Genomic DNA, 23,958 nt, shown 5'->3' on the forward strand with positions numbered 1-23,958 from the left:
TGCTTTCATTATACCATGTTATTTATTTTCAATTAGCAGTGGTGAGCTTTCTTCTACTGCTTTTTTTTCTAATTCTGCCAGTCTTGCCTCAAAAGTTGTAAGCTCATGGTCTTTATCGATTTGATAAGCTAATTTATCGATATATGCTTCTAAATCTTCAAAGTTTGTTTTATTATTTTTGGCGATCATTCCATCCATTTGATGATGGGCGCGAGTTACATTTTCTTTCCCCATCAGCTGTAATTGACGTACTTTCATATCTTTAATTTTATGCTTCATTGTTTCAAATTTACGCTCGAGCTCGAAGTATTCACGAGTACTTGCTTCAATGCTAGCTTGTAATGTAAGGTTACGAGCTGAATAAGCTGTTACTTCATCCGTAGCGAAATCAATTAAGTCCTGCTCTCCGCTAGATTTTGCTAATGCTAATTGAGATTCACGTTTCGCTAGTAAATCAGCGTTTTCTTTATATTCTTGCTCTAGCTTTTCTTTTAATTGCCCTTGTCGCTCTAATAATTTGCCTGTTTGTTCTGTTTGCTTTTCTGCTTCACGAATGTATTGATTTAACATCGCAATCGGATTTTTTTGTTCCTTCTTATCAAATAATTGGTGTAAGTCTGCCTCTACTGTATATCTAAAACGTTGAAATAAGTTCATTTAAAATCGCTCCTTTTATTTTGTTAAATTTGACCATTCTTTTTCAAAGTTTGTAAACGGATCTTCTTCTTTTTTTCCTTCAATTGTAGAGATTTTTACATCTTCGCCATTCCATTTTTTATAGATAACATAGATAATGGCGATTGCAGCAAGTCCTACCATTGCTGGAATGTTAGACACTGCTGATAGGACACCGATTAAACCAACTGTAAACCAGAAAATTTTACCGAAAGATGACTTACTAGCAATGTAGAAGTGCATGCCCAGTGCTACAAATAATCCAGAGAATAATAACCCCGCCAGTGGTCCAATTAACGCTAGTGCAACACATGCTGCAATGACGCCTCCAGTTAATAAAAGAAATTTTTTCATTTGTTTTAGCTCCTTTCGTTTGTACCTTAATGTTACCTATTTACAAGATTGTCTAAAACGGACTCGAAATTGATTTTGAACTAGGTCTTGAGGCTGAGATCCATCTAAGCAGCCAAAATAGAAGGTTTTTAGCTGTGTTTAATAAGACTTTTTCTTGTTTTTGGAAAAATATTAATTATTTTTGGTTGAAAATACCATTTGTCATAAAGTCATTTATAGACCCGAAACTAGAATTTTTTCGACAAAAATAGAAGAGAGATCCCTCCTTCGTTTGACAAATAAACAAGATTGAATGAGCTATACTTATGAAAAAGAAACTGAGCGAAGGAGGATTTCTGGTGAGAACCTATTCGATATATAAGATAAAAGAAGAGCATTTAACGTTTATTTTTGGCAGAGAGCGTAAGTTGTTAGAGATGATGCAAGGTTGTGAAGATGCCAATGAGAAATCCTTAAAAGAGCTTGCATATATCTGTGAATCCGTTCGTTTTGAGGAGATTGCAGCCATGTTAGAGCATCAACTTGATTCCAAATATGCACACCTAGAAAGAGCTCGTAATGCTTTGTTTTTAGAACATCCGATCAAAGGTAAAATGGCTATTTATTTAGTAGATCGTAAAATTTGTGTTTACTGTGAAGGTTCGCGAATGCTAGATTTAGATTTATTTCAAATGCTTGCTAAAATGAGTGAACGTTTTATTGCTTTTAATAAACAGGATAATGAGTGTGGGTGGTTAAAGCCGATGAAGTATACAATGCACTAGGAAAATTCACTACAATATATAGTAACACGCTATTATTTGGTGTATAATGGAGCGTGGAGAGTTTTTCTCGGTATATTGTAGTGGAGGAGGTTGGTTGTATGCCTACATGGGGCTGGATTATTATCGTAATTATCGCATTAGCAGCGGGCGCAGCACTTGGTTTCTATTTCGCTCGTCAAGCTATGATGAAATATTTGAAAGAAAACCCACCTATTAATGAGCAAATGATTCGTATGATGATGGCGCAAATGGGTCGTACGCCGTCTGAAAAGCAAGTACGTCAAATGATGGCGCAAATGAATAAATTCCAGAAGTAATTTGGAATGTTCCGAGCAACTAGTTCAAGCTTAACTAGTTGTTTTTTTATTTTTAATAGTATTTAAATAATTCTTAAAAATCATACAACTCTATCGGGAAACTATGTATAATGGAGTTACTATACGGAAGGGAGTTGTGTATATTGCAAAAAGAAAAAACAAATGTAGAAAGTTTTGATCTAGATCATACAAAAGTGAAGGCACCTTATGTTCGTTTAGCCGGTGTGAAAACGGGCAAAAATGGCGATGAAGTATATAAATACGATATTCGTTTTAAACAGCCAAATAAGGAGCATATGGAAATGCCTGCATTACATTCTTTAGAGCATTTATCTGCTGACATTATCCGTAATTACTCTGATCATATTGTTGATTTCAGTCCAATGGGTTGTCAAACAGGCTTCTATGTGTCCTTGATCAATCATAATGATTATGAGGATTTATTAGCTATTTTAGAGAACACATTTACAGATGTGACAAAGGCAACCGCAGTGCCTGCCTGCAATGAAGTGCAATGTGGCTGGGCTGCTAGCCATAGTTTAGAAGGGGCCCAAGCATTAGCGAAAGAGTTTTTAGCGAAACGTGATGAATGGCATATTATTTTTGAAGATTAAATAAAATAAAAACCTTGCGAGTAAAATGACGCAAGGTTTTTCATTGCCCTAAAAATGGAATGGAATGACATTGGAAGAAGAAGAATCCCGATTGATTTTTTGATAAATAAAATTGTCTAAAAAATCATGAATTAAATCCTCATATTCATCCATATTTTCATTAAAGGATTGTGCATGTGCCCCCGTATCAAAAAGTTTTAATTTTTTTGGACCGGTTTTTTTATTGTAGAGATCGAGTGACATGGAAGCTGGAATAAACGTATCGGGAATACTATGGATAAAGAGCACAGGTTTTTCAATATGTGTGACGGCTTCGGCAGGTGTTACACTTTTAAATGAGTAACCATCTCTGAGGCGAACAAAAAAGTCAGCAAAACGAATAGGAATAATGGAGCCATATTTAAATTCAGTTTTCGCAATTTGTTTGAGTAACATAGAAAAGTCGGAGAACGCACAATCTGAGATATAAAAATCAGCGCCATCCTCGACTGTTCCTGCATAGAGGAGCATGGTTGCAGCACCCATCGATTCACCGTGAATGCCAAGTATAGCATCCTCTCCAATCATGGCTTTTACTGTTTTCACCACGGCATCAAGATCGTTTTTCTCATAGTAGCCATAGCTTGTTGTCTTGCCTCCAGATTCACCATGGCGACGGTGGTCAAATATAACAGAATTATAGCCAAGTCTTTCAAAAAGGCGAGCATATTTCACGGAATTTATTTTATTTTCGGTAACACCGTGGCAAATGATGATCGTGTTATTTGTTTGCAATGGCTGAAACATAATGCCTCGAATTGTATAGCCATTTGGAGAATCAATATTCAGTTCACATTTCAAGTTTTTATTGTACCAAGCCTCATCAAAGCGCTTTGCGGTCGTTTCTCGTTCCCGTATAAATTCAGGGTCTTTTTGTTGGATATACATTAATTTATTGGAAAGCGCGAAGCCGAACAGACCTGTTGCAGCGGCGGCTAGCGTTGTTGTAATACCAGAGAATAAAAGCATCTTCTTTTTCATCATAAAACACCTCCACATGCTGTTTCTTATTTGTAATGTTCCCAACTAAGATTGTTTAAAACACGTCAACATTTTACAATATCTTTGGCAAAACTGCGATTATTTCTATTATCGAAAATCGTCATAATATTTGTTAAAATATACATATCTGCTAGTAGCATATGCATGCAGTGTTGATTCTTGAACGGGGAAAAGGGGAGAATGATTATGACAAACGAGGTAGTAATCGTGAGTGCGGTGCGTACAGCAATCGGCTCATTTCAGGGGACATTAAAAGACGTACCAGCGACAACGTTAGGTAGCATTGTCATTAAAGAGGCATTAGTGCGTGCTGGCGTAGCAGGAGAACAGGTCGATGAGGTCATTATGGGGAATGTTTTATCGGCTGGACTTGGACAAAATCCAGCGCGTCAAGCGGCAATTAAAGCGGGGTTACCTCAAGAGGTATCAGCTTTAACAATTAATAAAGTATGTGGATCAGGTTTAAAGGCTGTTCATTTAGCAACACAGGCGATTTTAGCGGGAGATGCAGAGATTGTTGTTGCAGGTGGATTTGAAAATATGAGCCAGGCTCCATATGTCTTAAAAAATGCACGAGAAGGCTTCCGAATGGGCGACCAAAAGGTAGTAGATACAATGATTCAGGATGGCCTATGGTGTGCTTTTAACGATTATCATATGGGCATTACAGCTGAAAATTTATGTGATATGTATCAAATTTCTCGAGAAGAGCAGGATGCTTTTGCAGCTCGTTCTCAGCAACGTGCAGAGGCAGCAATTGCAGCGGGCAAGTTTGAAAATGAAATCGTTGCTGTTGAGATTCCACAGCGCAAGGGAGAGCCACTGCTTTTCAATAAAGATGAATTTCCACGAGCAGGTGTGACAGCAGAATCATTAGGTAAGCTACGACCAGCATTTAAAAAGGATGGCTCTGTCACAGCAGCGAACGCGTCTGGTATTAATGATGGTGCGGCAGCGGTAGTGGTGATGTCAAAGGAAAAAGCACAAGAGCTAGGCATTCAACCAATGGCGATCATTACAGCGAATGCTAGTGCTGGTGTAGATCCTGCAATTATGGGTACAGGTCCTGTAAAAGCAGTACAAAAAGCGCTGACAAAGGCTGAGATTACTTTAAACGATATCGATTTAATTGAAGCAAATGAAGCATTTGCAGCACAATCAATTGCTGTAGATCGTGAATTAAGCTTTAATCATGATAAACTAAATGTTAACGGGGGTGCCATTGCTCTTGGTCACCCAATCGGTGCTAGTGGTGCTCGGATTTTGGTAACGCTATTACATGAGATGGAAAAGCGTGATGTGAAAACGGGCTTAGCCACATTATGTATCGGTGGTGGACAAGGCGTAGCAACAGTTGTGAAGCGCCCTTGATGTCAATAAGAAGGTGAATAGAAATGGGAAAGAAACGAAAACAGCAACAGCATACTGACAATAGCGTAACAGCTAGCCTACCTAAGCAAGAGGCCGTTACATTAGCAGATCAGCTAGGTGGAGATGTGCTAGCAAAATTAAAAGCAGCGAAGCAAGATTTAACTGCTAAAGAGCAGGCGGCAGAAGAAGAGCGTCAGGCAAAATTAGCTTTTGAACGTAAACAACGAGAAAAAAACAAATCGTTTGAAGAACTTTTAAACGAATACGGCGATAAAGGTACTAAATATTAAGAGAGAACAGTGAATTCACATAGGTGGGTTCACTGTTTTATATTTACAGCATAACATTTATATGGTTGTGGTCGATATATAAGGAGAGATTTTTGAAATTAATGGAACGGGAGACGCTGCCAATAACATATACCTAATTGTAGTTTAGTATCAATTAAATTATGTTAGGAGACTAACATGGTAGAATTACAAACAGAAAGAATAAGATTAATTCCTTTAAACGCTAAGTATCTTAATTTACTAATAGAGCATGAGGAGCAAATGGCGGCGGAGTTGTCATTAAGTAAAGGTGTAGAGAGTTTAGATTGCGAGCTTAAACAAGCGCTGTATTTTAGACTTTGCAAAGTATTAGAAGATGAGCCAAATTATCTATGGCATACGAATTGGTTACTTGTATTAAAAGAAAAAAATTGTGCTGTTGGTGGCATAATGCTAAAAGGTACGCCAAATGAGCAAGGGGAAGTTGTGATCGGGTATTATACTTTGCCTCCTTATATGGGGCAGGGCTATATGACAGAATCAATCATAGCTCTTAAAGACTGGTTACTCCATCAGCCAAATGCAAAATACGTTATCGCTGACACGGAAAAAGAAAATATGGCTTCCCATCGAGTTTTGGAAAAAGCAGGGGCTGTCTTGTTTAAAGAAACGAAGTCCCTCTATTTTTGGCGGTTCCACCTTTAAAATAAAAGACAAAAGGCTATAATTGAGCCTTTTGTCTTTTATTTTTGAGTATTTTTCTTAGTGCAACAACGAGACTAACAAAAACAATGGCTCCAGCTGTATCGACAAGCACATCTTGAGCACTCATTGTACGACCTGGCGTAAAGCTTTGACGAAATTCATCAAGCACCGCGATTGTAGCCGTTCCACCGATAGCAATACTTGCTGCAAAACGTCTTTTTCCCCAGGCGAAGTAAAGGCCAAGTGCGATGCATCCAAATCCCATGAAGTGTGTCAATTTACGAATTAAAAACTCTACAAATGGAAAATAACCTCGCTCTTCCACTGAAACGATGGTTCCCCAATAGGGAATTTTTAAAATAGATAGTTGTTTTTCAAAAGGTTTATTGGCGAGCAAATCTTCTAATTCTGGTAGTATACTCTGTTGCTCATAGGTCATACTAGAGGAGATTACTAGTACAACTAGACAAATGAGTAAAATTAGCCATTTTTTCATCGATGTTCTTGATAGTACTCATTTTTTGTTAGCTCATTAGCTACCTTGAAATCTGTTATTGAATTAATTTTCTCGTAGGAAGCAAGCGTTTGTGCTAGTTGTTGTTGAGAGCTTGCGCCAATGACCGTAGAAGCGATTGTCGGCTCTTTTAGATTAAAAGCGATAGCCAAAGCATGCAAGTTATTATAGTGTAAAGCTAAGTCTGTTAACGTTGTTGTTAACTCCTCAGCAGTATAGGTGTTAAAACCATTAACATGTTGTAGACGTTGTTGCCAGCTATTTGTTAATAAGCCCTTTGCCACTGTGCCACGTGTTACAACAGAAGCACCCTGTTTCGCAATAAAGTTAAACCATTCTTCAGGGCGGCGATCGAGGGCACTGTATTGCATCATGACGCTTCTAGCCGAGCTTGTAGGTAAAAATCGCTGCAATACATTAGGACGAATGGAGGATATACCATATTCACGAATGAGCCCTTCTTTTTTCAGTCCTTCAAATGTGTCAATTATCCCGTCCCAATCATCTTCGATTGTGCCACCGTGTAATTGATATACATCAATGTAGTCTGTTCCTAAACGTCGTAAGCTAGCATGGACAGCTTCTTTTATATAGGATGGTGATGCATCCCAATGCCAGCCATCTACCCCTTCTGCCCACCGATTACCTACCTTTGTTGCTAGGATGACATCATGACGACGCTTACCTAACGTTGCGCCAATAATCTCTTCATTTGCACCATAATCATATAAATCAGCTGTATCTATATAGTTAATGCCAGCATCTAATGCCATATCGACAATGGCAGCTGCTTGTGTTTTATCTGTCGAAAGAGACATGCCTCCTAAACTAATCTCTGAAATAAACAATTCACTTGTACCAAGCTGTCTTTTTTTCATACGAATGACCTCCTTCGATTTCTCTACTTGTAATGGTACAATGAACATATCTGAAGAACAAGCGAGGTTATCGTCAATGAAAAAGTTTGAGGAAAAAACAACGAAAACGACACCGATCTATGACGGTAGAATAATAAAACTACAAATTGATGATGTCACTTTACCAAATGGACAGGTTGCAAAACGTGAAATCATTAAGCATCCAGGTGCAGTAGCGGTGATTGCTCTTACGGACGAGGGTAAACTAGTGTTAGTAGAACAATACCGCAAAGCGCTGGAGCGTTCTATTATTGAAATTCCAGCTGGAAAGCTAGAGCCAGGTGAGGAGCCAGTGATGACAGCACGTCGAGAATTAGAGGAAGAAACAGGTTATGGCGCGCATCAACTTACTTTTTTACAAACATTTGCAACATCACCAGGCTTTGCGGATGAAGTTCTTCATTTGTTTGTGGCGAGGGGATTATATACAATAGACAATAAAGCAGATTTAGATGAGGATGAATTTGTCGAACTATTAGAAGTTTCGTTGGAAGAAGCACAAGTAATGGTGGCTGACCAGCGTATATATGATGCTAAAACAGCATTCGCAGTGCTATGGCTAGCTGCAAATTTAGAAAATAATCTTTTAGCATAATAGAGACGGACGAGCATAAGCTGTACAAACCTTGATAGAAAAGGAGCATGTTTATGTCTCGTACGGTGTCTATTTTTTATCACGCTTCCATCATTGCAGTAAGTTTTGTTTGTGGCGTTATTTTCTTTCATATTATTGGTGGACCGAAAGCGGAACCCTTTATATTATTTATAGAGCCTCGTTTAGCAGATGGGGACAGGCAATCCATTTTTCGTTTAGTACTGCCTGTTGCTATTTCCATAGGTCTTATATTATTACTAGCAACACATAGCGTCTTAAAGGTGTTAGTGCGTGTGACTGTAGCCATGCGTGCCACTTTTTTTGGCTTTAGTTCGGTTTTTTTATTACAAAAACTTGAAGCTTTTTGGCTTTATACGATTTGGTGGTTTCCATTTCAGCTCATCTATTGTATATTGTTGCTAGTCCTATGCAATTTACTTGTACCCGCTTGGTCAAAGCGAAAAATCGGGAAACAAGTATCTGGTCGGACAATTTTGTTGAATTTTATCGCATTTTTCATCATAATAGTTGCTGAGTTTATTGTTATTTCTTATGTGTTAAAATGATGGATTGAATAGACCAAAATTGTGATCAGATAAAAAAGTAGAAGCATGTTAGAAATCTATTCACTATCTTGTAATAGGATTTACTCCTTTGGTATAATGGAAAGAGTTTAGGGGGGCGTCACATGGAGAGCCGAATTGATCGTATAAAAAAACAGTTGCATAGTGCTAGTTACAAGCTGACGCCGCAGCGAGAAGCGACAGTTGCTGTTTTGCTTGAGCACGAAGAGGACCACCTAAGTGCTGAAGATGTTTATCTTTTAGTAAAAGAAAAAGCACCTGAGATTGGTCTAGCTACTGTTTATAGAACGTTAGAATTATTAACTGAGCTCAAAATTGTCGACAAAATCAACTTTGGCGATGGCGTATCGCGCTATGATTTACGCCAAGAGGGAGCTGCCCATTTCCACCATCATCTAGTTTGTATCGAATGTGGTGCTGTTGATGAAATTCAAGAAGATTTACTTGAAGATGTGGAAGCCGTTGTTGAAAAACGTTGGAACTTTATCATAAAAGATCACCGACTAACTTTCCACGGCATATGCTGGCGCTGTCATGATAAAAACGACGAATCGAATGAAGAAAAATAACGAAAAACTGTCTGTTTTAATCTTTGGTATAGATTGAATCGGGCAGTTTTTTGTTTTTTTTATTGAAGTATAGACACCATTAGGGTTGGTGGTTTATGTCGAATGGAGGGTCCTTTAGCACATTTCTTAAGGCCATGCTAAAATAGAGAATAATTGACAGTGAGGGGGCGTTGTGATGAATGAATTTCAATATGCAGTAGAGGACTATATCCATTTTATTCAGGTGGAAAGGCAGTTATCTGTTAATACATTAGCATCCTATCGCCGAGATTTAGAAAGCTATGTACATTTTTTAAAGGAAGCAGAAGGTATGTCTGATTTTAGTGTGGTAGAACGGACAACTATATTACGCCATTTAGAGCAATTGCGGGCACAGGGAAAGACAAGTCGTACCATTGCCCGTCATATTTCATCGATTCGAAGTTTCCATCAATTTTTACTACGAGAAAAGCGCGCAGAAACTGATCCGACAGTCCATTTGGAGATGCCGACAATTGAGCAAAAGTTGCCTAATATTTTATCTATCCAAGAGATTGAGGCTTTACTAACAGCTCCAAATAAAAGTAAGCCACAAGGTATACGTGATCTTGCCATGCTGGAGTTACTATATGGGTCTGGTATGCGCATCAGTGAACTTATTGCACTGGATTTAGCTGATATTCATTTAACCATGGGCTTTGTACGTGTATTTGGGAAGGGTGGCAAGGAGCGAATCATTCCACTCGGCAAAAGCGCACTTTCGGCAATAAATGCCTATTTAAATGGTGCTCGTAGTCAATTACAGGGAAAGTACCCCAAAACAGATGCGTTTTTTATTAATCAAAGAGGGAAACGTTTAACAAGGCAGGGTTGTTGGAAATTAATGAAGGAGCATGCGTTAAAGGCAGGCATCCAACATGAATTAACACCACATACATTGCGTCATTCCTTTGCCACTCATTTGGTTGAAAATGGAGCCGATTTACGAGCGGTGCAGGAGATGCTTGGTCATGCAGATATTTCTACTACCCAGATTTATACACATATTAGCAAAACAAGATTATCTGAGGTCTATAAGCAATTCCATCCACGTGCTTAAAAGATAATAGGAAAAAATTATTTTTCAGTCGGATGTCTGACCTTTATTTTTCGCATTTTTTTGGTAAAATAGAGTCATGAGATTAGGAGGCAACCATTATGAATAAACCTTTTAACAAAATCCATGTTGTTGTCATGGATTCCGTAGGTATTGGTGAAGCGCCAGACGCTGCTAAATTTGGGGATGTTGGCGCACATACACTAGGACATATCGCTGAAAAAATGAATGGGCTTACAATGCCAGTAATGGAGTCATTTGGTTTAGCGAATATTGAACCATTGCATGGAATGCATGCAACTACTGACCCTAAAGCATACTACGGTAAAATGCAAGAAGCATCAGTTGGTAAAGATACGATGACTGGCCATTGGGAAATCATGGGGTTAAATATTGATAAACCATTTAAAGTGTATCCAGATGGGTTTCCAGCAGAGCTAATTGATGAGCTAGAGAAACGTACAGGTCGGAAAGTGCTATGCAATCAGCCAGCAAGTGGTACACAAGTAATTGAAGATTTTGGGAAGGAGCATATGGAAACAGGTGCGATTATTGTCTATACATCAGCCGATCCTGTTTTACAAATTGCTGCTCATGAAGAAATCATTCCACTAGAAGAGTTATATAAAATTTGCGAAATTGCTCGTGAATTAACATTACAGCCTGAATATTTAGTAGGTCGCGTCATCGCACGACCATTTGTGGGTACGCCTGGAAACTTTACTCGTACATCCAATCGTCATGATTATGCGTTAAAGCCATTTGGTCGTACAACAATGAATGTTTTGAAGGACGCGGGATTAGATGTGATTGCAATTGGAAAAATCTCAGATATTTTCAATGGTGAAGGTGTGACAGATGCTGTACGTACAAAAAATAATATGGATGGTATGGATCAATTTGCAGAAGTTGTACGTCGTGACTTCCGTGGTCTAAGCTTCTTAAATTTAGTCGACTTTGATGCCAATTTCGGCCATCGACGTGATCCTCTAGGCTATGGACAGGCATTACAAGAATTTGATGCACGTCTACCAGAAATTCTAGAGGCAATGTCAGAAGACGATCTACTAATTATTACAGCAGATCACGGCAATGATCCAACCTTCCCAGGGACAGATCATACACGCGAATATGTACCACTAATTGTCTATTCACCACGTTTTAAAGGTGGTGCGGAACTTGCGCTTCGTGAAACCTTTGCAGATATTGCAGCAACAGTTGCAGAAAACTTTCATGTAGAAGCACCGCCATTCGGTAAAAGTTTCTTACATGATTTGAAATAAGGGGGTTTTTTGTATGAATATGGTTCAATTGTTTGAAAAGAAAAAACAAGGATTAGAGCTTTCTCAAGCTGAAATTCAGTATTTTGTTGAAGGCTATACGACAGGCTCTATCCCAGATTATCAAGCAAGTTCTTTATTAATGGCGATACGTTTACTAGGCATGTCTGATGATGAGACATTTTATTTAACAAAGGCAATGATTGAATCAGGCGATGTCATTGATTTAACATCTATTGAAGGCTTTAAAATTGATAAACACTCAACTGGAGGGGTTGGTGACAAGGTTACACTTGTTGTTACGCCAATTATTGCTGCTCTAGGAATTCCTGTTGCGAAATTTAGTGGTAAAGGCTTAGGGATTACTGGGGGGACAATTGATAAACTTGAATCCATTCAGGGCTTTAAAACAGAGCTTTCATCACAGGAGTTCATTGATAATGTCAATCAGCATAAAATTGCCGTTGCTGGACAAACAGGTAATCTAGTACCAGCCGACAAAAAATTATATGCATTACGTGATGTGACAGGTACTGTCGATTCTATTCCATTAATCGCAGCGTCGATTATGAGTAAAAAAATTGCAAGTGGTGCCGATGGTATAGTCCTCGATGTAAAATGTGGCTCAGGTGCGTTTATGAAGACGCAGGAAGAAGCACAGCGTTTAGCTGATACAATGACCGCTATTGGAGAAAAACTTGGCCGTAAAGTCATCGCACACATCAGTGATATGGATAATCCTTTAGGGAAAATGATTGGTAATAAGCTTGAGGTAGTGGAGGCTTATGCCCTATTAAGTGGACGTATGGAAGAAACGCATGAAGATTTGGTTGATGAATGTGTTGTCATCTCTTCCTTGATGTACCAAATTGCGGCAGGTGTGAATGAATCGGAAGCGACAGCTGCTGTTAAGCGAGTGCTAGCAGATGGCTCTGCAGCTGCAAAATTCGAGGAGTTTATTGTGGCGCAAGGAGGAGTAGTCTCTGATATTGTTCAAAATGACACAGCTCATAAAGTAGCAGTGACAGCGGTTTCAGAGGGCACGGTGGAGACGATTAATGCTTTATTAGTTGGAGAAGCAAGTGTTAGTCTAGGCGCTGGACGTTTAACGAAGGAATCAAAGCTTGATTATGATGCAGGAATTCAGCTAATCGCCAAAAAAGGTGATCATGTTAATAATGGCGATACGATTGCTTATTTGTATTCAAATCAGCCAATTGACGAAGAGACAATTAATAAAATTCAGCAAGCTTATACAATTGCATAAAGATTATTAGCGAGAGCCCTCACTTATGAGGGTTCTCGCTTTTTTGTGCGTTCGATGAATCGCCAAAATTTAGAGCTCGATAGCGTTTAGAAATTGTAGATTTATCCCATACTGCACTTAACCTAAAAAGCTATAAGTATGTCGATTAGACACTATTTCGGAAGACTTTGCACTAGTTCTGTCAGCCACAAGGATTCAATCTATTGAATGTGGAATTGCACGAGGAGGAGGCGATGTTCATGCATTATCAATTAGAAATGGTCACAAGAGAGACAGTCGTTATACGTTTGTTTGGGGAGCTCGATCATCATGCCGTTGAACAAATTCGAGCGAAAATTTCTGCAGCAATTTTTCAAGGCACTGTGACGACCATCATTTGGAACTTGGAAGGACTATCTTTCATGGATAGTTCGGGAGTTGGATTAGTGCTTGGTCGTATGCGTGAGTTAGAGGCAGTTGCTGGGCGAACTATATTATTGAATCCATCGCCAACAATGCGAAAAGTATTTCAATTTTCAGGTTTAGGACCGTGGATGATGGATGCAACAGAGGAACAAGCGATTGATCGCGTAAGGGGGATTGTAAATGGATAACGAAATGACATTAACTTTTTTGGCAATTAGTGAAAATGAAGCTTTAGCGCGTGTAGCTGTTACAGGCTTTATTGCACAATTAGATCCAACTATTGATGAGCTATCAGAATTTAAAACAGTTGTCTCAGAAGCAGTTTCCAATGCTATTATTCATGGCTATGAAGAAGATGGTAAGGGTGTTGTGACAGTTCATGCTAAACGTGAGGATGATATTGTGACAGTATCTGTCATGGATAAAGGGATAGGAATTGAAGACGTTAGTCGAGCAATGGAACCATTATTTACAACAAAAAGTATGATGGAGCGTTCGGGTATGGGCTTCACGATTATGGATAGCTTCTCAGATCAGCTGACAGTTATATCAAAATGGCAAGAAGGAACAACTGTAACATTCACGAAGAAATTTTACACAGTTCGCACAGCGGTAATGTGAGGTTAAACCCGTGAAGCCGTTAGAACAGTCGTCCGATAAGCTATTGTCTCAGGAGGAAATGCGTGATTTAATTGCACGCGCACAGCAGGGCGATCATGAGGCTCGTAAACGAATGGTAGAAGGCAATACGAGACTTGTGTGGTCCATTGTTCAACGTTTTACAACGAGAGGTGTTGAGCTTGAGGATTTATTCCAGATTGGCTGCATAGGGCTCATGAAATCTGTGGATAAATTTGATTTAACCTATGATGTGAAATTTTCAACCTATGCTGTACCGATGATCATTGGAGAAATTCAGCGTTTTTTAAGGGATGATGGTATGGTGAAGGTGAGCCGCTCTATTCGTGAGCTCAATTTTAAAATCCGTCATGCTACAGATGAATTTATTAAAAAGAACGAACATCCACCAACCATTCAAGAGCTTGCTCAGGTGCTTGGTGTGACAACAGAGGAAATTGTTACAGCATCCGATGCATTGAGAGACCCTGCCTCTCTTCATGAGCAATTGTATGAGAGTGAGGGTGATTCCATTACACTAATGGATCAAATGAAGGATGAAAAATCGGAGCAACCATTTGATTACATCCCATTAAAAGAAGTACTAACGAGACTTGAGCCAAGAGAGCAGTCTATCATATATCTTCGCTATTTTTCAGATTGCACGCAAACTGAAATTGCAAATAGATTAGGTATATCGCAGGTACAGGTTTCCCGATTAGAGAAAAAAATCCTTGCCCAGCTGAAAAGTTGGATGGCAACTAGTGCAACAGTGGAGCAGGAAGTAATAAAAAAAGACATCTAAGAAAATGGTGACAGCATGACAAATAAATTATTTAACAGCTTAGAAGAAGCCGAAGATTTTCTTATCGAACAATTTGGTGACGGCGAATCGTTTGACGTTGGTATTAAACACTTATTTGTCAAAGATTTGCCGGTCCTTTGTGCATATATTAGTGGGCTTGTAGATGGAGAAGCTTTAACACAGTTGCTGTCTAGCATGCTTCCAGATGAGGACATTGAAATTGATGTAGAGGATGAGAAGGAATATTTTGAGTCTTACTTTAATTTCCATGGACGTTCAGAAGAAACAGAGCGTAAAGCCTATTTACTAGCCATTTTAAGTGGACAAGTCACCTTTATTACTAAAAGTGGCTATTGCTATGTTGCAGAGCTTAGAAACTATCCAGGACGCTCTCCAGAAGAGCCAGATAATGAAAAAGTTATCCGTGGATCAAGGGATGGCTTTACAGAAGGGATTTCTCAAAACACAGCCTTAATACGTAGGCGAATTCGTAATAGTAATCTACGTTTCGAGCTACATAAAATATCCAAAATCGGTCAAACCGACGTGGCGATCGCGTTTATGAAGGATGTTGCCAATGAAGATATGCTCGAAAGTTTACGACAGCGTCTTGGACAAATAAATCATGATGGCTTGACGATGGCCGATAAATCATTAGAAGAATGGCTCTTTAAACAAAAGTTCCACCCAGTTCCATTTGTACGTTATACGGAGAGACCTGATATTGCTGCAGCTCATCTACTTGAAGGGCATATAGCTATATTAGTCGATACTTCTCCATCCGTTATTTTAGTACCTGTTACAGTGTTTCATTTATTGCAGCATGCAGAGGAATATCGTCAGGCACCCACAGTAGGGACGTTTGTACGTTTTATGCGATATTTTGGCTCTGTAATGGGTTTACTTTTATTGCCATTGTGGTATGTATTTGCAACGAATGAATCCCTACTTCCAGATGCCCTCTCCTTTTTAGGTACGGAGGAGAAATCGCATGTACCTTTATTACTACAAATTTTGATTGCAGATATTGGAATAGAATTTTTGAGGATGGCCGCCATTCATACTCCGTCACCATTGTCCACTGCGATGGGATTGGTTGCGGGGGTAATCATTGGTCAAATTGCGATTGATGTTGGATTATTCTCTTCAGAGGTGGTTCTCTATACAGCGGTGGCAGCCATTCTTATTTTCATTATTCCGTCCTATGAGCTTAGTATCTCCATTAAAATTTTTAGGTTACTGCTACTTCTGATGACGGGTCTCTGGGGTGTCAATGGGTTATTTATTGGTTTATTTTTATTGTTTACGTATTTATGTTCATTGCGACCAATGCAGGCACCTTATTTATGGCCGCTTGTTCCATTCTTTCCAACAGCAATGCTTCGCGTCATTATTCGCTTCCCAATGACAGCGGATGCACTCAGACCTTATGTAGTCGCTTCCAAACAGCGAAAAAGATCATAGGAGCCGTTGCACTCGTTTTTTTCATGTGATAAAGTTCACATATAGTATTTTGTGATTTTTGCAAAAATTATTTTCATTCAAGAAAAAGCAAGTACTATACATTTGTTTTTTTATATGTGAAGGAAATAATTTTTTGATGGAATGGTTCTAATATAGTAAAGAACCCTTCCACTTTCAAACCGTAAAAATAACAAGATGGAACGATGTGAAAAGGGAGAGATGCACATGCATTTATATGGAACACAAGCGATTTCTGAAGATGGTCATTTAACAATTGGACAGGTAGACACATTAGAGCTAGCAAAAGAGTATGGTACACCACTTTTCGTGTATGATACTGCACTTATTCGTAAGCGTGCGCGCAGCTTTATCGAAACGTTTAAAAAACTAGGTGTAAAAGCAGAAGTAGCTTATGCTTCAAAAGCATTTGCATGTGTAGCGGTGTATCAATTAGCAGCAGAAGAAAATTTATCATTGGATGTTGTATCTGGTGGCGAATTATTTACTGCCTTAAAGGCAGGTTTCCCTGCAGAGCGCATTCATTTTCATGGTAACAATAAAAGCATTGCTGAATTAGAGCTAGCTTTTGACTCCAAGATTGGATGTATTGTTGTAGATAATTTCTATGAAATACAGCTTTTAAAAGATATTTCGGAGCGCCGTCAGCAAAAAATGCGTATATTATTACGTGTTACACCAGGTGTTGAAGCACATACGCATGATTTCATCACGACAGGTCAAGCAGATTCAAAATTCGGCTTTGACTTAAACAATGGTCAAGCAGATGAAGCATTCCAACAAACATTTAACCATGAATTCCTAGAGCTACTTGGTTTACATTGCCATATTGGCTCACAAATTTTTGACACTGCCGGTTTTGGATTGGCTGGAGAAAAATTGATTGACAAAATTTCTGATTGGAACAAGACTCACGGATTTACATGTACTGTGTTAAACTTAGGTGGGGGCTTTGGTATTCGTTATACTGAAGAAGATGCACCGCTTGAACCACAAGTATATGTAGAGGATATGATTACAGTTGTCAAAAATAAAGCAACTGTTCTTGGACTGAAGATGCCGGAAATTTGGATTGAACCAGGTCGATCACTTGTAGGTGATGCAGGAACATCTCTTTATACAATCGGTTCACAAAAAACTGTGCCAGATGTGCGAAAATATATTGCTGTCGATGGAGGTATGAGCGATAATATCCGTCCTGCATTATACGACGCTAAGTATGAGGCAGTCATCGCAAGTAAGGCGAACGAGCCGAAAGATGAACTCTATACAGTTGCTGGTAAATTATGTGAATCTGGCGATAAATTAATTATTGATGCTAAACTACAAGATGCTGCTTCAGGTGATGTGTTAGCCATCTTCTGTACAGGTGCGTATGGTTATTCGATGGCTAGTAACTATAATCGTGTGCCAAGACCTGCAGTTGTATTTGTAGAGGATGGACAGCATCAACTAGCTATTCGCCGCGAAAGTTATGAAGATATTGTGCAAAACGATCTCCCGCTAACTTTAAAAAAGGGTGAGTAAATTTGAGGAAAAATAAGTGGGTATTACTAGCGTCCATTACAACATTTATTTTATTATGGGGCGTAGTCTATTGGGTGTTGGCGTCGAAAGGTATTCTCGGACCTGGTTCGTAAGACAGAAATTGGCTTGCGGTAAAAGTACAAATCGTGTAGGATAGTCAAAGATTATGTACAGCTAGAAAAAGAGGGAATAGACAAATATGTTAATTCGATATAAAAAAGCTTTAGAGAAAATAGCAATGGGGCTACTTTCATTTATGCCTAACGAAAAAGACGTAAAAAAGCTTACAGAAACCATCCACTCCTATGAAAATGACGATAATTGGGTTTTATACTTATGGAAAAAGAATGATGAATATGTTGGCATTGTAGGGCTTGTTGTTGACGAGCATAATATAGCCACAATCCAGCACGTGTCGGTGATCCCTTCCTATAGGGGAGAGGGCGTAGCAACGGAGATGCTTCAAGAAGTGGCGGAACTTGGCCAATATGAAAGTGTGCGTGCTACAGATGAAACACGTAGTTTTGTTCAAAAATGTATTCATTGTATCGATGAAAAAGCAGACGATTAACAACGTCTGCTTTTTCTTTGTTTGCTTTCTTGTCGCTCTGCAAGAATATGTGAGCGATCTCGAAGCATATGTTTATGAAGAAGATAATTTGAGCTATTTGATGGCAAAAGCTTTATACGTGCTAGGGCTAAATCCAGCAAGTGAGGTGAGAGAGGAAGCTGGAAAGTTTGAAAGGACTTGCCCATTTCAATCGAAGTGATAGCTTTTGTTATTTGTGTTAGGAGTTCAAGATAATCAATTTCTTGGAAAAAAACATGCCCTTCATTTTCTTGAAAGTTATGAAGTGCTTTTTCTAAAATTCGTTTAGCACCAGTATTATTACCACGTCGCCAATGATAGAAACCTGTTGCCAGCTGCACATAGCCGACAAGCGGATGCATTTTATCGCCAGGTGCAATTTCCTTCCAATATTCCTCTAGCACTTCATGGCATTCAAAAAAATCTTGATTGCCATTAAAATAGGCACAGTAATCTATAAATAAAGTATGATGCTGTGGATGCATTTTGGACTCCTTTCCACTATACTAAAAGAACATAGAATCTCAGGGTGGTAAAATAATGTCTTATGAAGTAAAATTAGAAGCCTTTTCAGGGCCTCTTGATTTATTATTGCATTTAATTCACAGATTGGAAATTGATATCTATGATATCCCAATGGCTGAAATTACACAACAATATATCGACCATATACATGCAATGCAAGTATTAGAGTTAAATGAAGCAAGTGAATATTTAGTAATGGCAGCAACGTTACTGGCAATTAAAAGCCGCATGTTATTGCCCATTCACGAAGGAGAGATGGAGGACGCAGAATTAGAAGTGGACGGCCCTGACCCTCGTGAAGAACTCGTGCAACGCTTAATCGAATATAAAAAATACAAGGAAGCAGCTAGTAATTTGCAGGAGCTTGAAACAGACCGAGCACAGGTATTTACGAGGCCACCTGCTGATTTAACAGGATTAGCCTCAGAAGAACAGATGGCTTTATTTGATTTGAATGTGAATATCTATGATATGCTTGGAGCATTTCAAAAATTGATGCGTCGCAAAAAATTAAAGAAACCATTAAAAACAACTGTAGCAAGGCAGGAGCGATCAGTAAAAGATCAAATGCGCTCTGTTGTGGATTCTTTACGATTAACAGGTGGACGTGCATCATTTTTCGAGCTTTTTCCCTATGAAGATAAGCCAACACTTATTCTGACGTTTGTATCCCTACTTGAACTGATGAAACGTCAGGTCGTCATCGTAGAGCAAGATGGTAACTTTGAAGAATTAACGGTTACCTTACAGAAGGAGGAATGGGAAGATGACGAAAACTTTGATGTTACAGAGTAGAATTGAAGCCTTATTATTTGTTGTGGGAGATGATGGCTTAACGATTAAACAACTTTCACAACTCTTAGGAGAGCAGGAAGAGCTGATTCTGCAAACAATGAATACATTGAGAGAAACCTACGAAGAAGATTTAACAAGAGGAATCACGGTGAAAGAAATTGCAGGCGTTTATCAGCTCATTACAAAATCTGAGTTTGCCGATACGATTCAAAGATTAGTAGAAAATCCAACCGCACAATCCTTATCTCAAGCCTCCCTTGAAGTGTTAGCGATCGTGGCATACAAACAGCCCATTACACGTGTAGCAATAGAAGATTTGCGCGGTGTGAAGTGTGAACGACCAATCCAAACATTAGTTTCACGAGGATTAATTAAAGAGGTAGGACGGTCAGAAGGGACTGGACGTGCCATCTTATATGGAACAACAAAAGAATTTTTACACTATTTTGGCTTAAATAGTATAGAAGAAATGCCTCCTCTACCTGAAGAGGACCTTGCTGATACAGAACAAGAAACAGATTTATTTATGACGAAGTTCCAAGAGACTTTTAGCGGAGCAAAATAATGGTTAGGTATAATGCGTAGCCTTCAACATAAATTTAAATCTATAATTTCCTATCACATTGAATAAGGAGTGGCTCGTTGCTTCGGTTATTTCGTTTAACACTGTTTATGATCATTGTGTTAATGGTAATGCTTCCTCAGACTAGCTTTGCAAGAGGAGGAAGCGGCTATGCTGTCTTGGATGGCGATACAGGTCGACTTTTAATTGGATCCAATAGCGATGAACGATTACCTATTGCTAGCCTCACAAAAATTTGGACAGCACTTGTGGCAATTGAAAATAGTGACTTGCAGGATGAAGTCGTTATATCCCCTAAGGCTGCTATGGCTGAGGGGAGCTCTATTTACCTACAGGCTGGTGAAACGGTGACAGTTGAAACGTTATTGTATGGCTTAATGCTACGTTCTGGCAATGATGCTGCAACAGCTTTAGCCGAACATGTAGGAGGGTCTGTAGAGGGTTTTGTCAAATTAATGAATGAAAGAGCTGTTATTGCAGGTCTTACCAATACCGTCTTTATGAATCCTTCTGGTCTTCATCATGATGAGCATTTATCGTCTGCAAGAGATACTGCTGAGATGTTAAGACTTGCGTTGCAAAATAAAACATTTGAGAAAATCGCTTCAACGGTACTTTATCGGGCAAATACAGTAAACGGAATGTTATGGGAAAATAAACACCGTCTATTAAGAGAGGGTTCAGGAATGGCAGCAGATATAGATGATGAGACAGAACAGCCTGTTAGTTCCTTAAAGTCAGCCACTGGTACTGCTTTCGCTGGAAAAACGGGCTTTACTAAGGTCGCTGGACGAACACTTGCAACGGCCTTTCAAAAGGACGGGCAAATCTGCGTTGTCGTCACATTAAATGAATCAGATGATTGGAATGTACATCGAGGCTTATCCAATAAAGTATGGCAAGATTATAGTCTTGAAACAGTAGTGAAAAAGGGTAAATACAATGTCAATAAAAAGTTGGCTATTCGTTTACAAGAGCCCGTTCGACTACAGTTAAATAAAGAGGAAAAAGAACAGGTGAGGCAAGTATTACATGTTTCAAGGAAACGCCAAGAAGCAGTCTTGTCTATCTTTATAGGAGAAGAACGGATTTATGCAACGCCAGTAAAAGTTGAATCAGCGGATCGTTAAAAACGATTTGCTGATTTTTTACATTATTTGATCAATTGATGTTAAATTTGGTAAAATGATAATGAATTTAAAATTCTTAATTTTCGAAAAAAGGGGGTGAGGAAATTGAGGAAAGCTTCAATGGAAAGTAATGGTAGGCAAATTCAATTTGGGCTAATCATTATCTTATTCTTATCAAGTTTAATTGTGCCTGTCATTCTTCTATATCCAATTCAAGAGATACTATATCGACCTAATGAATTTTATTATTTTGCACCTTATTTTAATGCTTATATTATCTTTATGGTCTCTTTATTTGTCATGGCCCTCGTACTACTAATCAATTATTTGATCATACCTAAAACGAAAAAAAGAAAGAATATAAAACGTGGTCTAGTATCTACTTCCTTATTAATTGCCTTAGGTTTCATCGCATTAAGCTTTAATACTTATAAATGGATAGATTCAAGAGGTATTCATATGAATCCATTTTTTAGTTTAAAAGTAAATTTTGTTGAGTGGGAAGAAATAGTGAAAGTTGAGCAGGTTAATCTAGAAAAAAGTGGTGTGACAAAGCCTGATCATCTGGTTTTTACATTTCAAGATGGTTCCACAATGGAGGAACCTTTGGCAGGCAACATGGTACTGGCTAAAAACTATATAGCCAATGAGTTAAAGCAACGTGGCCTAACAATTGAAAATGTATACAGATAAAAGCTGCCGAATGGTAGCTTTTTTTGTGTCAAAATAAACACTTTACAATCGATTCGCATGATTATCAAATGAGTATACTGCTAGTAAACAAAACAAAATCTCGGTTCAATTGTTAAGAAATTAACGAACGAGAAATTAGTCGGAATACTCAATTAAAAAATGTGAAATTTGTTTTTCTTTAATAATGTCTAAAAGTATGACATAATTTTCACAGATTAGCGGGAAAAATAACCCTATTCATTGGATCGAAATCGAATGATGACGAACGTGTCAATGTGAAAGAAAACTAGAGGTGAAAAAATGGAAAGATTACAAAAGGTCATTGCCTATGCAGGTGTTGCGTCAAGGCGCAAGGCAGAGCAATTGATTTTAGAAGGTAAAGTTAAAGTAAATGGTGTAGTGGTTCGTGAGTTAGGAACAAAGGTATCTAATTCCGATACAATTGAAGTAGAAGGTGTAAAACTAGAAAAAGAAGATAAGGTATATTTCTTACTTTACAAACCACGTGGAACAATTTCTGCAGTTACAGATGATAAAGGACGCAAAACTGTCACAGATTTATTTCATCATATTCCGCAACGTATTTTCCCAGTTGGTCGTCTTGATTATGATACATCTGGATTATTGCTATTGACAAATGATGGAGAATTTTCCTATATGTTGACACATCCGAAATTTAAAATTGACAAAACATATATCGCTCGTGTCAAAGGAGTGCCAACAATTGAAGGGCTTAAAAAGCTTCAACGAGGGATCAAATTAGAGGATGGAAAGACAGCACCTGCTAAGGTAAGTATGACATCTTTCGATGAAAAAGCGGGCAAAGCTATTTGTGAAATCACGATTCATGAAGGGCGCAATCGCCAAGTTCGTCGTATGTTTGAAGCGATTGGAACACCCGTTGTTAAATTAAAACGCGAACGCTTTGCTTTTTTAGATTTATTTGGTCTTGCTCCAGGAGAATACCGTGAATTATCAAAGCATGAAGTAAAGCAACTACGTGTGTTAGCAGAAACAGGAAAGCTTGATTAATGCAATGTTGCCAGAAGAAAGTGTGGATACCAATAGAGGTATTTGGATGTTTACACTTTCTTTGTGGTGAAATCGTTCATAAATCATTCATAATTAATAGCTAAGTGTTTTTGTATCATTTTGCTATAATAGGTGAGAATAGTACACCTAGTAGCAGTTTGTTCAAAAAAGCTGTAACACATTTAATCCGGTATTGTTGACGTCAATGTGAAAGAAGATTTTACATATTTATAGACGTATATAGAGTGAAAAAGTTCTATTTGTTTCTTCAATATGTAAAAGCAACGCAAGCCGTAATTGATAGGGGGTTTATTAACTTGGAGAAAAAGAAAAAACGTCTTGTACTGCGAACTGTCATTTTAGCTGTGTTAGCGTTGGCAATCGGGTACACAGTATATGGAACAGCAACAAAGGAAAAAGTAGAGTTAGTAGCAGTAGGCTCTGAGGCACCTGACTTCACGTTAGTAGATTTAAACGGTGAAAAACATAAATTGTCGGATTATAAAGGGCAAGGGGTATTTTTAAATTTCTGGGGAACTTGGTGTAAGCCTTGTGAGAAGGAAATGCCCGCAATGGACAATCAGTATCAAGAATTTAAAGATCACGGTGTACAAACATTAGCTGTCAATATTGCTCAAACAGATTTTGAAGTACAGAATTTTGTCGATCGATATGGGTTGTCATTTCCAGTAGTTATCGACAAAACAAAAAGTGTTATGACTGCTTATAATGTAGGACAATTACCTGCAACAGTGTTAATTGATCCAGAAGGCAAAGTGGCCAAAATTATTACAGGTGAAATGACGGAGAAAGATATTGCTTCGTACATGGAATTAGTGAAGCCAAATAAGGAGTAAATGACG

30 protein-coding genes are annotated in these 23,958 nt (G+C 38.5%); 24 read left to right on the top strand and 6 right to left on the bottom strand.

Annotation, left to right across the window (positions count from 1 at the left end):
* Positions 1-18: 18 nt before the first annotated feature.
* Together BFM98_RS04105 and BFM98_RS04110 are read right to left on the bottom strand one after the other, a co-directional pair.
* Positions 19-657, bottom strand: coding sequence for a PspA/IM30 family protein (locus BFM98_RS04105; RefSeq protein WP_009370701.1), 639 nt, complete (start codon positions 655-657; stop codon positions 19-21).
* A gap of 15 nt (positions 658-672) precedes the next feature.
* Positions 673-1,029, bottom strand: coding sequence for a lmo0954 family membrane protein (locus BFM98_RS04110; RefSeq protein ID WP_066036596.1), 357 nt, complete (start codon positions 1,027-1,029; stop codon positions 673-675).
* 338 nt (positions 1,030-1,367) lie between these two features.
* Between BFM98_RS04110 and sirA the strand changes: the two genes are divergently transcribed.
* The 3 genes from sirA (at position 1,368) to BFM98_RS04125 (ending at position 2,724) form a co-directional block, all read left to right on the top strand.
* Entirely contained in the window at positions 1,368-1,793 is a 426-nt protein-coding gene (gene sirA, locus BFM98_RS04115) for a sporulation inhibitor of replication protein SirA (protein ID WP_004232148.1), read from the top strand.
* Positions 1,794-1,891: 98 nt separating this feature from the next.
* Complete coding sequence (locus BFM98_RS04120; protein WP_004232154.1) at positions 1,892-2,110, top strand: YneF family protein; 219 nt, start codon at positions 1,892-1,894, stop codon at positions 2,108-2,110.
* Between the two features lie 110 nt (positions 2,111-2,220).
* Positions 2,221-2,724, top strand: a complete 504-nt coding sequence (locus BFM98_RS04125; RefSeq protein WP_048391314.1) for an S-ribosylhomocysteine lyase — start codon at positions 2,221-2,223, stop codon at positions 2,722-2,724.
* A 48-nt stretch (positions 2,725-2,772) separates the two neighbouring features.
* On the opposite strand, the gene BFM98_RS04130 is transcribed toward BFM98_RS04125, so the two are convergent.
* Positions 2,773-3,744: an alpha/beta hydrolase gene (locus BFM98_RS04130; protein ID WP_036080551.1), complete on the bottom strand. Its 972-nt coding sequence runs from the start codon at positions 3,742-3,744 to the stop codon at positions 2,773-2,775.
* Positions 3,745-3,951: 207 nt separating this feature from the next.
* Between BFM98_RS04130 and BFM98_RS04135 the strand changes: the two genes are divergently transcribed.
* The 3 genes from BFM98_RS04135 to BFM98_RS04145 all read left to right on the top strand — a co-directional run bounded on the left by BFM98_RS04135 (position 3,952) and on the right by BFM98_RS04145 (position 6,110).
* On the top strand, positions 3,952-5,136 hold the full coding sequence (locus BFM98_RS04135) for an acetyl-CoA C-acetyltransferase (RefSeq protein WP_083225236.1): 1,185 nt from the start codon (positions 3,952-3,954) through the stop codon (positions 5,134-5,136).
* 23 nt (positions 5,137-5,159) lie between these two features.
* On the top strand, positions 5,160-5,426 hold the full coding sequence (locus BFM98_RS04140; protein ID WP_036080173.1) for a YqkE family protein: 267 nt from the start codon (positions 5,160-5,162) through the stop codon (positions 5,424-5,426).
* A gap of 177 nt (positions 5,427-5,603) precedes the next feature.
* Positions 5,604-6,110: a GNAT family N-acetyltransferase gene (locus BFM98_RS04145; protein ID WP_066036597.1), complete on the top strand. Its 507-nt coding sequence runs from the start codon at positions 5,604-5,606 to the stop codon at positions 6,108-6,110.
* A 16-nt stretch (positions 6,111-6,126) separates the two neighbouring features.
* Here BFM98_RS04145 and BFM98_RS04150 read toward each other — a convergent pair whose 3' ends face one another.
* Together BFM98_RS04150 and BFM98_RS04155 are read right to left on the bottom strand one after the other, a co-directional pair.
* A complete protein-coding gene (locus BFM98_RS04150) occupies positions 6,127-6,606 on the bottom strand; it encodes a VanZ family protein (RefSeq protein WP_066036598.1) in 480 nt (159 codons plus the stop codon).
* Positions 6,603-7,502 carry an aldo/keto reductase gene (locus BFM98_RS04155; protein WP_066036599.1) on the bottom strand — a complete coding sequence of 300 codons (900 nt, stop codon included), beginning with the start codon at positions 7,500-7,502 and terminating at the stop codon, positions 6,603-6,605. The genes BFM98_RS04150 and BFM98_RS04155 overlap by 4 nt, the downstream gene beginning before the upstream one ends.
* Before the next feature lie 76 nt (positions 7,503-7,578).
* Here BFM98_RS04155 and BFM98_RS04160 point away from each other — a divergent pair, with 76 nt between their 5' ends.
* From BFM98_RS04160 to BFM98_RS04215, 12 genes are all read left to right on the top strand, one after another.
* Positions 7,579-8,136, top strand: coding sequence for an NUDIX domain-containing protein (locus BFM98_RS04160; protein WP_066036600.1), 558 nt, complete (start codon positions 7,579-7,581; stop codon positions 8,134-8,136).
* 53 nt (positions 8,137-8,189) lie between these two features.
* Entirely contained in the window at positions 8,190-8,702 is a 513-nt protein-coding gene (locus BFM98_RS04165; protein WP_004232169.1) for a hypothetical protein, read from the top strand.
* Positions 8,703-8,824: 122 nt separating this feature from the next.
* Entirely contained in the window at positions 8,825-9,289 is a 465-nt protein-coding gene (gene fur / locus BFM98_RS04170) for a ferric iron uptake transcriptional regulator (protein ID WP_004232171.1), read from the top strand.
* A gap of 175 nt (positions 9,290-9,464) precedes the next feature.
* Positions 9,465-10,367: a site-specific tyrosine recombinase XerD gene (xerD, locus tag BFM98_RS04175; protein WP_054550601.1), complete on the top strand. Its 903-nt coding sequence runs from the start codon at positions 9,465-9,467 to the stop codon at positions 10,365-10,367.
* 98 nt (positions 10,368-10,465) lie between these two features.
* Entirely contained in the window at positions 10,466-11,647 is a 1,182-nt protein-coding gene (gene deoB, locus BFM98_RS04180) for a phosphopentomutase (protein ID WP_066036601.1), read from the top strand.
* Positions 11,648-11,660: 13 nt separating this feature from the next.
* The gene (locus tag BFM98_RS04185) at positions 11,661-12,911 is read left to right on the top strand and encodes a thymidine phosphorylase (protein WP_066036602.1); all 1,251 of its coding nucleotides are present in this window, start codon (positions 11,661-11,663) and stop codon (positions 12,909-12,911) included.
* A 239-nt stretch (positions 12,912-13,150) separates the two neighbouring features.
* Entirely contained in the window at positions 13,151-13,504 is a 354-nt protein-coding gene (gene spoIIAA / locus BFM98_RS04190) for an anti-sigma F factor antagonist (RefSeq protein WP_004232181.1), read from the top strand.
* A complete protein-coding gene (spoIIAB, locus tag BFM98_RS04195; RefSeq protein WP_048391296.1) occupies positions 13,497-13,937 on the top strand; it encodes an anti-sigma F factor in 441 nt (146 codons plus the stop codon). The genes spoIIAA and spoIIAB overlap by 8 nt, the downstream gene beginning before the upstream one ends.
* A gap of 10 nt (positions 13,938-13,947) precedes the next feature.
* Positions 13,948-14,739 carry an RNA polymerase sporulation sigma factor SigF gene (gene sigF / locus BFM98_RS04200; RefSeq protein WP_009370709.1) on the top strand — a complete coding sequence of 264 codons (792 nt, stop codon included), beginning with the start codon at positions 13,948-13,950 and terminating at the stop codon, positions 14,737-14,739.
* A gap of 15 nt (positions 14,740-14,754) precedes the next feature.
* Positions 14,755-16,203, top strand: a complete 1,449-nt coding sequence (locus tag BFM98_RS04205) for a spore germination protein (protein ID WP_004232186.1) — start codon at positions 14,755-14,757, stop codon at positions 16,201-16,203.
* A 225-nt stretch (positions 16,204-16,428) separates the two neighbouring features.
* Complete coding sequence (lysA, locus tag BFM98_RS04210) at positions 16,429-17,748, top strand: diaminopimelate decarboxylase (protein ID WP_066036603.1); 1,320 nt, start codon at positions 16,429-16,431, stop codon at positions 17,746-17,748.
* A gap of 199 nt (positions 17,749-17,947) precedes the next feature.
* On the top strand, positions 17,948-18,319 hold the full coding sequence (locus BFM98_RS04215; RefSeq protein ID WP_004232192.1) for a GNAT family N-acetyltransferase: 372 nt from the start codon (positions 17,948-17,950) through the stop codon (positions 18,317-18,319).
* On the opposite strand, the gene BFM98_RS04220 is transcribed toward BFM98_RS04215, so the two are convergent.
* Complete coding sequence (locus BFM98_RS04220; protein WP_066036604.1) at positions 18,316-18,822, bottom strand: DUF309 domain-containing protein; 507 nt, start codon at positions 18,820-18,822, stop codon at positions 18,316-18,318. The two genes, BFM98_RS04215 and BFM98_RS04220, sit on opposite strands and share 4 nt — an antisense overlap.
* 55 nt (positions 18,823-18,877) lie before the next feature.
* Between BFM98_RS04220 and BFM98_RS04225 the strand changes: the two genes are divergently transcribed.
* From BFM98_RS04225 to resA, 6 genes are all read left to right on the top strand, one after another.
* The gene (locus tag BFM98_RS04225) at positions 18,878-19,657 is read left to right on the top strand and encodes a segregation/condensation protein A (protein WP_066036605.1); all 780 of its coding nucleotides are present in this window, start codon (positions 18,878-18,880) and stop codon (positions 19,655-19,657) included.
* Positions 19,629-20,222 carry an SMC-Scp complex subunit ScpB gene (gene scpB / locus BFM98_RS04230; protein WP_048391293.1) on the top strand — a complete coding sequence of 198 codons (594 nt, stop codon included), beginning with the start codon at positions 19,629-19,631 and terminating at the stop codon, positions 20,220-20,222. The genes BFM98_RS04225 and scpB overlap by 29 nt, the downstream gene beginning before the upstream one ends.
* 77 nt (positions 20,223-20,299) lie before the next feature.
* Positions 20,300-21,370, top strand: coding sequence for a D-alanyl-D-alanine carboxypeptidase family protein (locus tag BFM98_RS04235; protein WP_054550607.1), 1,071 nt, complete (start codon positions 20,300-20,302; stop codon positions 21,368-21,370).
* 105 nt (positions 21,371-21,475) lie between these two features.
* Positions 21,476-22,063 (top strand): Asp23/Gls24 family envelope stress response protein, encoded by a 588-nt coding sequence (locus BFM98_RS04240; RefSeq protein WP_241490018.1) that lies wholly within the window; start codon positions 21,476-21,478, stop codon positions 22,061-22,063.
* 300 nt (positions 22,064-22,363) lie between these two features.
* Positions 22,364-23,095 carry a pseudouridine synthase gene (locus tag BFM98_RS04245; RefSeq protein WP_004232209.1) on the top strand — a complete coding sequence of 244 codons (732 nt, stop codon included), beginning with the start codon at positions 22,364-22,366 and terminating at the stop codon, positions 23,093-23,095.
* A gap of 317 nt (positions 23,096-23,412) precedes the next feature.
* Complete coding sequence (gene resA, locus BFM98_RS04250; RefSeq protein ID WP_004232210.1) at positions 23,413-23,952, top strand: thiol-disulfide oxidoreductase ResA; 540 nt, start codon at positions 23,413-23,415, stop codon at positions 23,950-23,952.
* The last annotated feature ends 6 nt before the right edge of the window (positions 23,953-23,958 follow it).

Origin of the sequence: Lysinibacillus sp. AR18-8 (assembly GCF_001705465.1) — a bacterium.
GTDB classification, from domain to species: Bacteria; Bacillota; Bacilli; order Bacillales_A; family Planococcaceae; genus Lysinibacillus; species Lysinibacillus capsici.